At 65.0% G+C, this 14,727-nt stretch carries 8 protein-coding genes; 2 read left to right on the top strand and 6 right to left on the bottom strand.

Annotated elements, in window-relative coordinates; translation table 11 throughout:
- Positions 1 to 33 precede the first annotated feature (33 nt).
- Positions 34 to 3,384 (top strand): maltose alpha-D-glucosyltransferase, encoded by a 3,351-nt coding sequence (gene treS, locus ACRWQA_RS05090; RefSeq protein ID WP_446326251.1) that lies wholly within the window; start codon positions 34 to 36, stop codon positions 3,382 to 3,384.
- Positions 3,377 to 5,599 (top strand): 1,4-alpha-glucan branching protein GlgB, encoded by a 2,223-nt coding sequence (gene glgB / locus ACRWQA_RS05085; protein WP_434231613.1) that lies wholly within the window; start codon positions 3,377 to 3,379, stop codon positions 5,597 to 5,599. Before treS ends, glgB begins: the two co-directional genes overlap by 8 nt.
- A 106-nt stretch (positions 5,600 to 5,705) precedes the next feature.
- Here glgB and ACRWQA_RS05080 read toward each other — a convergent pair whose 3' ends face one another.
- The 6 genes from ACRWQA_RS05080 to ACRWQA_RS05055 form a co-directional block, all read right to left on the bottom strand.
- Positions 5,706 to 6,389 carry a haloacid dehalogenase type II gene (locus ACRWQA_RS05080; protein ID WP_434231615.1) on the bottom strand — a complete coding sequence of 228 codons (684 nt, stop codon included), beginning with the start codon at positions 6,387 to 6,389 and terminating at the stop codon, positions 5,706 to 5,708.
- Positions 6,390 to 6,465: 76 nt separating this feature from the next.
- A complete protein-coding gene (locus ACRWQA_RS05075; RefSeq protein ID WP_263580871.1) occupies positions 6,466 to 7,416 on the bottom strand; it encodes a cyclodeaminase in 951 nt (316 codons plus the stop codon).
- 28 nt (positions 7,417 to 7,444) lie between these two features.
- The gene (gene eutB / locus ACRWQA_RS05070; RefSeq protein WP_434231617.1) at positions 7,445 to 8,443 is read right to left on the bottom strand and encodes a hydroxyectoine utilization dehydratase EutB; all 999 of its coding nucleotides are present in this window, start codon (positions 8,441 to 8,443) and stop codon (positions 7,445 to 7,447) included.
- A 126-nt stretch (positions 8,444 to 8,569) separates the two neighbouring features.
- Positions 8,570 to 9,994, bottom strand: coding sequence for an aminotransferase (locus ACRWQA_RS05065; protein WP_434231620.1), 1,425 nt, complete (start codon positions 9,992 to 9,994; stop codon positions 8,570 to 8,572).
- 270 nt (positions 9,995 to 10,264) lie between these two features.
- A complete protein-coding gene (locus ACRWQA_RS05060; RefSeq protein WP_263580874.1) occupies positions 10,265 to 11,758 on the bottom strand; it encodes an NAD-dependent succinate-semialdehyde dehydrogenase in 1,494 nt (497 codons plus the stop codon).
- 187 nt (positions 11,759 to 11,945) lie between these two features.
- The gene (locus ACRWQA_RS05055) at positions 11,946 to 14,723 is read right to left on the bottom strand and encodes an aminotransferase class I/II-fold pyridoxal phosphate-dependent enzyme (protein ID WP_434231622.1); all 2,778 of its coding nucleotides are present in this window, start codon (positions 14,721 to 14,723) and stop codon (positions 11,946 to 11,948) included.
- Between the last annotated feature and the right edge of the window lie 4 nt (positions 14,724 to 14,727).

Here is a 14,727-nt window from a genome sequence, read left to right as displayed (position 1 = left end):
GTACGCGTACCCACAAGCAAAGAGGGCAAGGCCATGATGGACGCCAGCAGCGAATCGCACGCCGTCGAGACCCTCGACTTTCTCGATGATCCCCTCTGGTACAAGGACGCCGTCATCTATCAGGTGCACGTCAAGTCGTTCTTCGATGCCAACGACGACGGTATCGGCGATTTCAAGGGGCTGATCCAGAAGCTCGACTACATCGTCAGTCTCGGTGTGAATACCATCTGGGTTCTGCCGTTCTACCCCTCGCCACGCCGCGACGATGGCTACGACATTGCCGAATACACCGGCGTCAGCCCGGACTATGGCACCTTGGAGGACGCCAGGCACTTCATTGACGAAGCACACCGCCGTGGGCTGCGGGTGCTGACCGAGCTGGTCATCAACCACACATCCGACCAGCATGAATGGTTCCAGCGCGCCCGGCGGGCACCGCCCGGCTCACCGGAACGGGACTTCTACGTATGGTCGGACACCGACCTGAAGTATCCCGGCACTCGCATCATCTTTCTCGATACCGAAGCGTCCAACTGGACGTGGGACCCTCTGGCCGGCGCCTACTACTGGCACCGCTTCTATTCGCACCAGCCCGATCTGAACTTCGACAATCCTCAGGTGCTGGACGAGCTGTTGATGGTCATGGAGTACTGGCTCGACCTGGGCGTCGACGGCCTGCGCCTGGACGCCATTCCCTACCTGGTCGAGCGCGAGGGTACCAACAACGAGAACCTGCCCGAGACCCACGAGGTGCTCAAGAAGATTCGCGCGGTGATCGACGAGCGCTACCCCGATCGCATGCTGCTCGCCGAGGCCAACCAGTGGCCGGAGGATACCCGCCCCTATTTCGGCGACGGCGACGAGTGCCACATGGCCTTCCATTTCCCGTTGATGCCGCGCATGTACATGGCACTGGCCCAGGAGGATCGCTTTCCGATCACCGATATCCTGCGCCAGACCCCCGAAATCCCCCCCAACTGCCAGTGGGCCATCTTCCTGCGCAACCACGACGAGCTGACGCTGGAGATGGTTACCGACAAGGAGCGCGACTACCTCTGGAACCACTACGCTGCCGACCGCCGGGCACGCATCAACCTGGGGATACGCCGGCGCCTGGCACCGCTCCTGGAGCGCGACCGCAGACGTGTCGAGCTACTCAACAGCCTGCTGCTGTCGATGCCAGGCACGCCGGTGCTCTACTACGGCGACGAAATCGGCATGGGCGACAACATCTATCTCGGCGACCGCGACGGGGTGCGCACACCGATGCAGTGGTCGGTGGACCGCAACGGCGGCTTCTCCCGTGCCGACCCGGCAAGTCTCGTGCTACCGGCGATCATGGACCCGCTCTATGGCTACCAGGCCGTGAACGTCGAAGCCCAGCTGCGCGACCCGCACTCGCTGTTGAACACCATGCGCCGCCTGCTCGCGGTGCGCGGCCAGCACCGGGCCTTCAGCCGCGGCACCTTGCGGCCCCTCTATCCGGCCAATCGCCACATTCTCGCCTACCTTCGCGAAATGACGCTCGACGATGGAGACACGGAGGCGCTGCTGTGCGTGGCCAACATGGCCCGCACCGCCCAGGCAGTGGAACTCGACCTATCCGCCTTCGCCGGCCAGGTGCCGGTGGAGATGGTCGGCGGCAGTGCCTTTCCGCCGATCGGACGGACGCCGTACCTGCTCACCCTGCCACCCTATGGCTTCTTCTGGTTCCTGCTGGCGCCGGAATCCGCCATGCCGGAATGGCACGTGCCGCCGCCCGAGCCCATGCCGGAATACGTCACGCTGATCATCAAGAAGCGTCTCGAGGAGATCTTCCAGGCCCCGGCGCGGCAGCTGCTCGAGCGCGAAACCCTGCCAAGCTATCTGCCCAAGCGACGCTGGTTTGCCTCCAAGCAGGCCCATATCGACCAGGTACGCATGCTCTACGTGGCCCGACTCGAGCATAGCCAGCACGTCATGCTGATTTCCGAGCTCGAGGTCCACCACGCCGAGGGCATCGAACGCTACCAGCTGCCGCTGGCGTTTCTCGGCGAGGAGGAGCAGACCAGCGCCCTGCCCCAGCAGCTCGCCATGGCTCGCGTTCGCCGCTTCCACGAAGTGGGGTTGCTGACCGATGCACTGACGCTGGATGCCTTTGCCCTGGCGGTTCTCGATGCCATGCGACAAGGCGCCAAGTTGCCCTGCAGCAGCGGTGAGATCCGCTTCCTGCCCACTGCCGTACTCACCGAACTGGAACTGCCCGAAGCCCTCGAAGTGGAGCAGCAGAGCGCTGAGCAGTCCAACAGCTCGGTCATCATCGGCCGACAGCTGGTGCTCAAGCTATTTCGCAGGGTGGAGGCGGGGGTCCACCCGGAGGCAGAAATCGGCCGTTATCTCACCGAGCACGGCTTTCCCCATATCGCAGCGCTGCAAGGCGAAGCGGCCCGTTACGATGAGCAGGGAACGCCCCAGACGCTGATGGTCCTGCAAAGCTTCATCGACAACCAGGGCGATGCCTGGGCATGGTTCCGTGCCACGCTGGGACGTGCGGTTCGCGAGGCCATGCTCGATCAGGACCAGGGTCATGAAGGAGTCCTCGAAGAGACGGGTTACGGCGCCTGCGAGGAGCTGGAGACGTTCGCCACCACTCTGGGCAAACGCCTGGGCGAGATGCATGCCGTCCTGGCCTCGCCCAGCGATGACCCGGCCTTCCGCCCGCAAATCGCTTCAGACGCCCATGTCGAACAATGGACGCACCGGGTCCGCGAGCGCATCGAGGAAGCCCTGGCGCTGCTCGAGCAACATGCGAAGCGCTGCGACGAGGCCGAGCGACAGTTGATTGGACAAATCATGGCAAGCCGCGACTCGCTCACGGCCGCCATCGACTCCATCGCAGGGCTGGCCCAGGGCAGCCTGCTGACGCGTATCCATGGCGACCTGCATCTGGGCCAGGTGCTGGTAGCACACCACGATGCCTACATCATCGATTTCGAGGGCGAGCCCGACCGGCCGCTGGAGGAGCGTCGCGCCAAGGACAGCCCGCTGCGGGACGTCGCGGGGATGTTGCGCTCCTTCGACTATGCCTTTGCCAGGGTGGATGAGGTACTTCCGGGTGGCGAGAGCGAGGAGATGCAGGACGACAGCGGCCATGAAGTGGCGGAGCGCTGCCTGCTTCGTGCTCGCCAGGCCTTCCTCAACGCCTACTGGCAGGCCACGCAGACACTGCCGCACGAATGGAAGCATCACGCCGGTCCGGCCGCAGCGGTCGACCTGTTCGTCCTCGAGAAGACCGCCTACGAAATCGCCTACGAAATATCCAATCGTCCTGCCTGGCTGAGCGTGCCGCTGCGTGGCCTGGCGGCGCTAGTCGAACAGTTGGATGAAGGAGAACCCGATGTCTGATCTCACCGCCAGGCTTGTGCCAGACCCGAGCCTGTGGCTGCCCGAGGAAGAAGCGGAGGCCCTGGCGCGCGGCACTCATGGCAATCCGTTCTCGGTGCTCGGCGTCCATGAAAGCGTTGACGGCCCCTTGCTGAGGGTTTTCCTGCCCGGCGCACTGGGCGTCGACGTGCTCGACCGCCAGGACGGTAGCTTTCGCTGCTGCCTGACGGGCATGCAGATTCCCGGCCTGTTTGCCGGCCGGCTGCCGTATGCGGCTCCCTACACCTTGCGTATCCGCTGGCCCTCCGGGGAGCAGCTGACCGAAGATCCCTACGGCTTTGGCCTGCTGCTCGGTGAAATGGATCTCTACCTGATCGGCGAGGGAACTCACCGCCGCCTGGGCCAGTGTCTGGGAGCCCAGCCCATGGAAGTGGATGGCGTGGAGGGCGTGCGCTTCGCCGTCTGGGCGCCCAATGCCCGACGGGTCTCGGTAGTGGGCAACTTCAACAGTTGGGACGGGCGCCGCCACGTGATGCGCCTGCGTCATCCTTCAGGTGTGTGGGAGCTGTTCGTGCCGCGCCTCGGGCCCGGAGAATCGTACAAGTACGAGATCCTCGATGCTCAGGGCGCCCTCGGCCTGCGCGCCGATCCCGTGGCGCTTTCCACCGAGACCCCACCGAATACCGCCTCAGTGGTGGCCGACACCCGGCCTTTCACCTGGCATGACGAAGAATGGCTCGCCCATCGGGGCGAAAGGCATGCACCTAACCGGCCTATCAGCATCTACGAGGTACACGCCGCCTCGTGGCGCAAGCACGGTGGCGACAACGGCGAGCTCTACAGTTGGCGCGAGCTGGCCGAGCACCTGATCCCCTACGTGCTCGAAATGGGCTTCACCCACGTCGAACTGCTGCCCATCATGGAGCACCCGTTCGGCGGATCATGGGGCTACCAACCCTTGAGCCAGTTCGCCCCCAGCGGTCGCTTCGGCACACCCGCCGACTTCGCCTATTTCGTCGACCAATGCCATCGGGCGGGCCTCGGCGTGATACTCGACTGGGTGCCGGCTCACTTCCCCACCGACCCCCATGGCTTGGCACGCTTCGACGGTACCGCGCTATACGAGTACGAGCACCCCTTCGAGGGCTTCCATCAGGATTGGGATACCTTCATCTACAACTGGGGCAGGCGTGAGGTGCACGGCTTCCTGCTGGCTTCGGCACTGCACTGGCTGCGACACTTTCACGTCGATGCGCTGCGTGTCGATGCCGTCGCCTCGATGCTCTACCGCAACTATTCGCGCAACGAGGGGGAGTGGATCCCCAACAAGCACGGCGGCCATGAAAACCTGGAGGCGATCGACTTCCTGCGCCATCTCAACGATGTCGTCGGCGAGGAAGCCCCAGGCGCGGTGGTGATCGCCGAGGAGTCCACGGCCTGGCCCGGCGTCACCCAGCCCACCGCCGAGGGCGGGCTGGGCTTCGCCTACAAGTGGAACATGGGCTGGATGCACGACACCCTGAGCTACATCGGCGAGGACCCCATCCATCGCCGCTATCATCACCACAACATGACCTTTCCCATGGTCTACGCCTTCTCGGAGCGCTACGTGCTGCCGATCTCCCACGACGAGGTGGTTCATGGCAAGGGGTCATTGATCGGCAAGATGCCCGGCGACGAGTGGCAGCGGTTCGCCAACCTGCGTGCCTATCTCGCCACCATGTGGACACAGCCCGGCAAGAAGCTGCTGTTCATGGGCTGCGAGATCGGCCAGTGGCGCGAGTGGAGCCATGACCGCGAACTCGACTGGTTCCTGCTCGGCGAACCACGCCATAGCGGTGTTCATCGACTGCTCACCGACCTCAACCATCTCTACGTTGCACAACCTGCACTGCACGAATGCGACTTCGACCCTCACGGTTTCACCTGGGTGGTGAGCAACGACGACACCAATAGCGTCTTCGCCTGGCTGCGGTGGAGTGCTACGGGAGCACCGCTGCTGGTCGTCGCCAACATGACGCCGATTCCTCGCGAAGGGTATCGCCTGGGCGTGCCACGGCCAGGACGCTGGGAGGAAATCCTCAACAGCGATGCCGAGTGTTACGGCGGCTCGAACCTGGGCAATATGGGCCAGTTGGAAGCCGAGGACGCGCCACTTCACGGCCAGACCGCCAGCCTGTCGATGACACTACCGCCGCTGGCAGTGGTGATATTGAAACCTGCCGAGCCAGCCTGAGCTGGCTTGCTCGGCGATAACGCCTGTCGGGTCACCTGACGACGGATTGACCCCAGTGGGGCACGGGCAAAGCGACTCATCCAGACGTGCCCAAGGCGCATGACTCCTAACTCAGCCTTTCTGCGAGCGCTTCAAGGTCGGTGACGGTCAGGTCCGGCTCGATGCCCCAGGGGTCGAAGGGAGCATCGAGGCTGCGCCGTACCCAGGCGGCGTGCAGCCCGGCGTGGCGAGCCCCGATCACGTCGAAAGGGTTGCTCGAAATCAGCCAGGTATCGCCGGGGGGCACCTCCAGACGGTTGCGCAGATGCGCGTAGACGGCGGGATCGGGCTTGAATCGCTTGATCTCGTCGACGCTGATCACGTCTTCGAAGCGCTCGCGAATACCGGCCTGTTCGAGCAGGCCCTCGACCGCCTCCCGAGTGCCGTTGGAAAAGGCCACACAGCGCATACCGGTAGCAGCCAGCCTTTCGAGGGCACCTGCAGCCTCGGGAAAGGCCGGCAGGCGGGCATAGACTGCCATCAGGTGGTCCTTGTCGACGTCGGACAGCTGGGCCTGCAGCGCACGATCGGTGAAGTCCAGCGCTTCGCGTGTGCACTGGCCGAAAGGCACGTAGGCCCCCATCAGGCTGCGACGAAAGCTGTACTCCAACTGCTTGTCACGCCAGCGACGCGAGAACTCGGTAGCGAGCGAATCCTTGCCACCCCTGCCGAGCCGCTCTTCCAGTTCGGTGACCACGCCGTGGGTATCGATCAGGGTACCGTAGACATCGAAGGCCAGTACCGTTGCCATCTGTTGAGCTCCTTGTCTCACTAGACCAGTCCTCAGCATGGGCGCTCTCGCTCCCGGGCTCAAGGACGCGGCGGCCCTACCGGGCTAGCCGCGACAGCGCGAAGCTGGCAATGGCGGTGTCCTGCACCCCGGTACCGGTCAGGTCGCACACTGTGATCGCGGCGTTCGATACCCGCAGGCGTTCGCCGCGCTCTATCAACCGCCCCAATTCATGGACCTTGAACGGCGGCTCGCGCCCTTCATTGGCGAAGATCTTGAGTTCGCCGTTGTGCTCGCTCTGGGCACGGCTGTCGCAGACAAAGGCATCGGCCCGGGTCAGCACCGACTCGTCTAGCTCACGCTTGTCGGGACTGTCCGAGCCCATGGCGGTGACGTGGACGCCCTCGGGCAGATCGCTGGCCTGCAGCAGCGGCTCCCGTGAGGGCGTGGCAGTGATGATGATGTCGGCCTGCGCGCAGGCGGCATGGATGCTGTCGTGCATGCTGACGGTGAGCCCCCGGCTGCGCATGCGATCGGCGTAATCCTCGGCGCCTTCGGGGCGGCGCGCCCAGACGTCCAGGGTATCGACGTTGCGTACCAGACGCAGTGCCTCGACCTGGCGCTGGGCCTGCTCGCCAGCACCGATCACCGCCACCCGCCGGCTGTCCACACGCGAGAGGTGCTTGGCGGCGATGGCACCCGCCACGGCGGTACGCACCATGGTCAGGTAGCCCTCGTCGAACAGCACCGCCTCGACCCGTCCGGTTTCGGCGGAGAACAGCATCATCAGGCCGCTGAGGCTCGGCAGGCCGCGCTTGGGGTTGTCGAAGGAGCCGGTACTGACTTTGATGGCGAAGCGCTCCCAGCCCTTGATGTGCGCCGTCTTGACGTCGACCTCGCTATTGTATTCCTCCATCGCCATGGAGAGGATCGGCGGCTGCACTGCCTCGCCGCGGCCCAAGGCGGCGAAGCCCGCCTCGACCTGGCGCAGGGCCTCCTCGTCGATGCCGACCACGGCTTCGATCTCGTCACGTTGATAGAGCTTCATCTCTCCTCCTTGGAAACGAATAAGGGACTCAACGACCGGCAAGCTGGCGCGCCCGATCCAGCGTCTCCAGCGCCACGCCGTTGCCGGAGAGGATCAACGCCACCCGCTGGCCGCTCACGTCGATGCCATGCTCGGCGAGCGCGGCCAGCCCCACCGCGGCGGCGCCTTCCACCAGCAGCTTCTCGCTTTCGAGGATATCGATCATGGCGTGAGCGATGGCTTTCTCCGAGACCTGGAAATGGTCGTCCATCACTTCGCGTACCAGGGCGAAGGTACAGCGATTGTCGAGGCCGATGCCGCCGCCCAGCGAATCGGCCAGGCTTTCGACCTCCTCTACCTGTACGGGCCGGCCCGCCCGCAGGCTCTCCCACATGGCCGCACCGTGGGAGAGACTCACCCCGGTCACGCGTGCTTCGGGGCGAATGGCCTTTACTGCCACGCCGATGCCGCCCAGTAGCCCACCGCCGGAAAGCCCGACGATGACCCGGTCGAGGTCCGGCGCGTCCTCCATCAGCTCCAGGCCGATGGTGCCCTGCCCGGCCGCTATCAGCGGGTCGTCGAAGGGCGGGATCAGGGTCATGCCGCGCTCGCGCACCAACCGTTCGACCTCGCCGAAGGCCTCGTCCTGGCTCTCACCCACGCGTCTAACCTCGGCGCCCAGCGCCTCGATGGCCGCCGCCTTGTTGGCCGGCACCAGTCGCGACAGGCAAACCACCGCCGGCACGCCGAGACGGGCCGCGGCATACGCCACCGCGCGCCCATGGTTGCCGGTGGAGGCGGTGACGACCCCGGCGGCCAGGGTGTGGCGGCCGTGGTGCTCGATCAGCGCGGCGATCATGTTGGCGGCGCCGCGCAGCTTGAAGGCGCCGGTCGGCTGCTGGGTTTCCAGCTTGAGCAGGATCTCGGCATCGAAACGCTGGGAGAGCGCATGGGAACGGATCAGCGGCGTACGCACCGCCTGTCCGCCGATGCGACGACGCGCTTGGTACACGGAAGCGAGGGAAATACCGTGCGGGAATTGCGACATGGTGATGCAGACTCAGCGGCTCGTTGCAGGGATGAAGTTTTTCCAGACTAGAAAAGGTTACCGAGAAGGGCCAAGAAAAAGGCCGCAGGTTCGATCCCCGCGGCCTTTGGGTTCAGCTTGGCTGGATTAGCCGACCGACATGGTGGCCTTGACGGCACCTTCGCGGACCAACTGGTCGGTGACCTTGTTCACCGCGCGCTCGGCGCGGGCAACGATCTCGTCGACCTCGGCGCGGGTGGCCACCAGCGGCGGGGCGAAGCCGAGGATGTCGCCCTGGGGCATGGCGCGGGCGATCAGATTCTCGTCCAGCGTCGCCGCGGCGATGCGCGCACCGACCTTGTGCGCGGCATCGAAGTGCTGGCGCTTGGCCGGGTTGACGGAGAACTCCAGCGCCGCCAGCATGCCCACGCCGCGCACGTTGCCGACGATGGGATGGTCGCCGAAGGCGGCCTGCATCTGCTGCTGCAGGTAGGCGCCGGTCTCGGCGGCGTTTTGCGTCAGCCCCTCGCGCTCGATGATCGCCAGGTTGGCCAACGCCGCGGCGCAGCCCAGGGCGTGGCCGGAATAGGTCCAGCCGTGGCCGATGGGGCCGTACTCGGCGGTGCCCTGCTCCAGCACGCTCCATACGCGGTCGCCGACGATCACGCCGGAGAGCGGCTGATAGGCGCTGGTCAGGCCCTTGGCGACGGTGATCAGGTCGGGCTTGATGCCATAGTAGTGGCTGCCGAAGTCGGCGCCGATACGGCCGAAGCCACACACCACCTCGTCGGCGATCAGCAGCACGTCGTACTTGGCCAGCACCGCCTGGATCGCTTCCCAGTAGCCTTCCGGGGGCGGCACGATGCCACCGGTGCCGAGCACCGGCTCGCCGATGAAGGCGGCCACGGTGTCGGGACCTTCGGCCAGGATCATCTCCTCGAGCTTGCGTGCGCAGAACTGGGAGAACTCGCGCTCGCTCATGCCCTCCTGCTCGGCGGCACGGTGGTAATAGTAAGGCGCCTCGGTGTGCAGGATACCGGCCAGCGGCAGGTCGAACTGATCGTGGAACGCCTTGAGGCCGGTCAGCGAGCCGGTGGCCAGGCCGGAGCCGTGGTAGCCGCGCTGGCGCGAGATCACCTTCTTCTTCAGCGGACGACCGAGCACGTTGTTGTAGTAGCGCACGATCTTGAGCTGGGTCTCGTTGGCGTCGCTGCCGCCGAGGCCGTAATAGACCTTGGACATGCCGGGGCCAGCGAGTTCGATGATCTTCTCGGACAGCGCGATCTGCGGCTCGTTGGAGTGGCCCACGTAGGTGTGATAGTAGGAGAGCTCCAGCGCCTGCTGGTAGATCGCCTCGGCCACCTCGGTGCGGCCGTAGCCGATGTTGACGCAGTACAGGCCGGCGAAGCCGTCGATGAACTCGCGGCCATCCTTGTCGACGATATGGATGCCCTTGCCGCCAGTGATCACGCGGCCCGGCGCATCGCCATGGGCGAAGTCACGCAGGTGGGTGGAGGCGTGGAAGGTGACCTTGCGGTCGCGCTCGATCAGATCGCGGTGCTGCTGGCTCATTGTGTTCTCTCTTCTCTTCAGGTCCCCGCCTCGGCGGGGAGATGTTCAATTCGTTATGACGCCGATGGCCTGGCGCCAGGGCAGACCATCGAGCGATATCTACCCAAGGGCGCTGGCGCAAGTGCAGCGGCGCGCGGCGATCGACAGGGAAGTCGATCGAGGACCGGCAAGAGGGACCTTGTTCCGGTCCGACGCGCAAGCCGCAAACGCAGCGTCAGGGTTTCGCCCTTGGGCATCGCGAGACGGGATGCGCTGGCGTTTCCTGTCGCTTCAGCTGCCTGAAACGGAGCCCAAGGCCCCCAGGCAGTAATACTTGGTTTCCAGATACTCGTCGATGCCGGTGATACCGCCCTCGCGGCCCAGGCCGGACTGCTTGACGCCGCCGAAGGGCACGGGCGGGCCGGTCATCTTCACCGAGTTGACGCTGACCATGCCGTACTCCAGCGCCCGCAGCAGCTTCCAGATGCGGCGGATGTCGTGGGTATACACGTACGCCGCCAGGCCGTACTCGGTATCGTTAGCCATGGCGATCACTTCATCGTCGTCGCGGTAGGCGGTCACGCCCGCCACCGGGGCGAAGTTCTCCTCGCGCCACACCTTCATCTGCGGCGTCACCCCGGTGAGCAGCACGGGCATGAAGAAGTTCTCGCCCGGCGCCTGGGTCTGGTCGCCGGCCACCAGCGTGGCGCCACGCGAGATGGCGTCATCGACGATGGCGGCGGCCTTGTCCACCGCCTGGCGGTGAATCAGCGGCCCCAGGTCGACCTCACTCTCCATGCCGTTGCCCACGGTCAAAGCCGCCATGCGCTCGGCGAAGTGCTCGACGAACTCGTCGTGGATCGACTCGTGCACCAGGATGCGGTTGGCCGCCAGGCAGTCTTGGCCGGCGGTCTGGAACTTTGCCGCCACCGCCGCAAAAGCCGCCTCCTTGGGATCCATATCCGGGCCGACGATAAAGGGCGCATTGCCGCCCAGCTCCAGCGACACGCGCTTGACCGTCTGGGCGCTCTGTTCCAGCAACAGCCGGCCGACGCGAGTAGAACCGGTGAAGGATAACGCCTTGACACGCTCCTCGGCACACAGAATCTTCGAGACTTCCGCCGGCTCGCCCAGTACCACGTTGAATACGCCCGCCGGGATGCCGGCACGCTCGGCCAGCTCGGCCAGTGCCAGCGCCGAGAACGGCGTCTCGCCGGCCGGCTTGACGATCACCGGGCAACCGGCGGCCATGGCGGCGGCAGCCTTGCGGGTGATCATCGCCAGCGGGAAGTTCCACGGCGTGATCAGCGCGGCGATCCCCACCGGCTCCTTGATCGTGCCCAGCGCGGCGTTGGGGATGTGGCTGGGAATGGTCTCGCCGAAGGTGCGCTTGCCCTCCTCGGCGAACCAGCGCACGAAGCTGGCACCGTACTCAACTTCGCCGCGGGCGTCGGGCAGCGGCTTGCCCTGCTCCAGGGTCATGATGGTGGCGAGATCCTCACGATGGGCCTGCAGCAGATCGTGCCACGCCAGCAGGCGCTCGCAGCGCTCGTCGGCGCGCAGTGCGCGCCAGTGGCCGAAAGCCGCGTCGGCGGCGTCCACGGCTTCGCGGATCTGGTGCGCCTCGAGCCAGGGAATGTAGCCGATGGCCTCGCCGGTGGCAGGGTCGATCACCGTCTCCTCACGGCCGCCTTCGCCGTGGGTCCACTTGCCGTTCACATAGGCATGTTCGCGGAACAGGCGTGGATCGTCGAGCTGAGCGGTCAGCGTCTTGGACAGTTTCATGGGCACCTCCCCTGACATCGGCTCACTTGCGGGGCCGACTGTTGCAAAAACGACAGAGCAGCCGGCGGCTGCTCGATGGATACAGGGTAAGGGGAAACCCGGGGCGGGACTTTTCGTTAGCCCGCGGGAGGCATGTGCTTTTTTTTGTCCTCCCGGGGGAAGTTGCGTTTTTTTCTGCGCGCGGTGCTCAGGTCTCCGGCGGGGCGGCCAATGCCTCCTCGGTGAATACCAGCAGGCCGAGCTCCGGCCGGTAGCCGTGGATCTCGGTGACATCCAGCGCCTGCAGGAAGACCAGGATCTCCTCGCTGATCACCTGCCCCGGCACCAGCACCGGGAAGCCCGGCGGATAGGGAATCACGAAGCTCGCCGAGACCACGTCGCGACCGCCGCGCATCTCGACCTGGAGTTCGCCATTGTCGAAGCGCAAGTACTCGGTGTTCTCCTCGTCATAGCTCAGGAAATAGGCGCGGCGGATGTCGCCCTGGGGCGTCTCGCTGCACTGGCGGAAGGCATCGTGGAAGCGGCTGAAATCGGGCAGTGGCGGCAGTTCCTGTGTCAGCGAGTGCACCCGGCGCTCGATGATCTTGCGCTCGGGACGGCTGCTCTCCTCCCAGCGGTACTCGAACTCCTTGGCCAGCTTGATCAGCACGTCGAGCAGGTAGGCGATGGAGCCGCGAGTCGTGCCGATATTGGTCATGAACAGCACCGTGTTACGCGAGGTCTTGTTGATCTGAATACCGTACTTGTTCATCAGGTACTCGTTCTTGAAGGCATCGCCGTCCACCCCGGTATTGCCGATGGCAATGGTCACCCGGGTGGGGTCGACCACGAACTCGTCCCGCGCCCAGGCCTCCTCCATCTGGTTCCAGCCGGTGACCGGGTCGTAGTATGACTCGACTCCCGACTCGCGATATTCGGCGGGCACCATGTCGCTGTTCTTGAGCACACGGAAATACTTCTGCAGCAGCGGATGGGTATAGAGCTGCTCACGCAGCGACAGCGCCGTCTCCACCTGGGCGTGAACCAGCTCGAAGCCCTCCATCTCCGCCTGCATGCGACCCACGTCGAGCGAAGCGAGGATCTGGTAGTTGGGTGAGGTGGAGGTATGCGTCATGTAGGCCTCGTGGAACGGGGCCTCCACGCGCTGGCGGAAGTCCTGGTCGTAAACGTGGATCATCGAGCCCTGGCGCAGCGAGGTCAGGGTCTTGTGGGTGGAGTGGGTGGCGTAGGCGCGGATGCGCACCGCCTCGGGGTCGGGCATCAGCCGCCGTTCGAGCCAGGTGGCGTCGTCGTCGGGGTCGAGCTTGTCGAACTCCTCCTTCCACGCCGCGTACTCCTCGCGGTAGGCCTCGCTGCGATAGCGGTCGCGCAGCGTACGCGCAGCATGCATGGCCGTGCGCGGCCGATAGGTGGGGTTGAAGGTGGCGAAGGCAAACCACGCCTCGTCCCACAGGAACACCAGGTCGGGCTTGATCGCCAGGCACTCCTCCATCACCCGGCGCACGTTGTAGACCACGCCGTCGAAGGTACAGTTGGTCAGCAGCAGCATCTTGACCCGGTCGAGTTCGCCGGCACGCTTGTACTCGAGCAGGGTCTTCTTGATCTCGTGCAACGGCACCGCGCCGTACATCGAGTAGTCGTTGAGCGGGTAGGAGTCGAGATAGCTGACATGGGCACCGGCCAACACCATGCCGTAGTGGTGCGACTTGTGGCAGTCGCGGTCGATCAACACGATGTCGCGTGGCTTGACCAGCGCCTGAACCACGATCTTGTTGGCGGTCGAGGTGCCGTTGGTGACGAAGAAGCTCTGGCGCGCGCCGAAGGCCCGGGCCGCGTACTCCTGGGCCTTCTTGATCGGCCCGTAGGGCTGCAGCAGGGAGTCGAGCCCACCGGAAGTGGCCGAGGTCTCGGCAAGGAAGATGTTGATGCCGTAGAAGTCGATCATGTGCCCCGCCCAGTGCGAGCGGGTCACCGACTTGCCGCGCGAGATGGGCATGGCATGGAAGACCCCAGTGGGCTTGCGGCTGTACTCGCGCAGGGCATCGAAGAACGGCGTGCGATAGCGGCTGTCGATGGCACGCAGGATGGTGTGGTGCTGCTCGATATAGTCGGTTTCGCGATAGAAGATGCGGTTGAAGTAGCGGATGTCGCGGCTCGCCGTGGCCTCGACGTCGCCGCTCGTGACCAGGAACTGGTCGATCTCGGGGCGCAGCTCGTGGATCATCGTGCTCAGCAGGATGCTGCGCTCGGCCTCGGTCTGGTGTTCCAGCTCCTTCTCCGACAGCCCTTCGAGGTAGTTGCGCAGGGCGCTCAGGTTGTACTTCGACTTGTAGGGAAACTCGTAGCGAATCAGGCAGGCCTGGATGTTGGGGTTGACCAGCACCGCGATCAGCGCGTCCTCGAAGCTGCGTACCGTGACCACGTCGTAGACGAAGCGATCCTCGGGACGGCGCATGTTGCGGAACGCCTCGCGGACGACTTCCTCCTCCTGGGGCGAGAGGTTGTCGACGATCAGCAGCTCGAAGTAGGGCTGCGCCGAACTGTTGGAAGCGGGATGCCCGCGCCGGAGCTGGGCCAGGGCGTCGAGGGTCTCGAGATCCTCGGCGTCGGCATCGGTCTCGGAGAGGTCCACGTGACGACGCCGATAGGATTCGCTGATCAGCGCCCGCACCAGTCGCTTGACCACCTTCTCGAGCAGCATGTACTCCTCGCGGTCGAACAGCGTCCAGAGATGGCGGAAGTCCTCCTTTGAAGGGAAAGCGTGGTAGTCCTCGATGATCTCGAGCCGCGTCAGCTTGACGTCGATCGCCTTGATCAGGTTGCGCGCCCGGCTCTCGTCACCGAGCCGCACCAGTTGACCCAGGTCGCGCTTGAGTGCATTCCAAGTATCGGCACGCAGCTGGGATATCTTGTGGTAGAAACCCAGCGCCGTGTAGGGCGTTTCGGTTTGGCTGCTCTCTTGCATGGCG

The sequence above is a fragment of the Billgrantia sp. C5P2 genome (genome assembly GCF_051062895.2).
The sequence above is the reverse complement of the archived record's forward strand: the minus strand, read 5'-3'. Positions and strand labels throughout refer to the sequence as shown.

Coding starts and splice junctions, on each gene's coding strand:
- treS (WP_446326251.1), top strand. CDS start 34: ATGATGGACGCCAGCAGCGAATCGCACGCCGTCGAGACCCTCGACTTT.
- glgB (WP_434231613.1), top strand. CDS start 3,377: ATGTCTGATCTCACCGCCAGGCTTGTGCCAGACCCGAGCCTGTGGCTG.
- ACRWQA_RS05080 (WP_434231615.1), bottom strand. CDS start 6,389: ATGGCAACGGTACTGGCCTTCGATGTCTACGGTACCCTGATCGATACC.
- ACRWQA_RS05075 (WP_263580871.1), bottom strand. CDS start 7,416: ATGAAGCTCTATCAACGTGACGAGATCGAAGCCGTGGTCGGCATCGAC.
- eutB (WP_434231617.1), bottom strand. CDS start 8,443: ATGTCGCAATTCCCGCACGGTATTTCCCTCGCTTCCGTGTACCAAGCG.
- ACRWQA_RS05065 (WP_434231620.1), bottom strand. CDS start 9,994: ATGAGCCAGCAGCACCGCGATCTGATCGAGCGCGACCGCAAGGTCACC.
- ACRWQA_RS05060 (WP_263580874.1), bottom strand. CDS start 11,758: ATGAAACTGTCCAAGACGCTGACCGCTCAGCTCGACGATCCACGCCTG.
- ACRWQA_RS05055 (WP_434231622.1), bottom strand. CDS start 14,723: ATGCAAGAGAGCAGCCAAACCGAAACGCCCTACACGGCGCTGGGTTTC.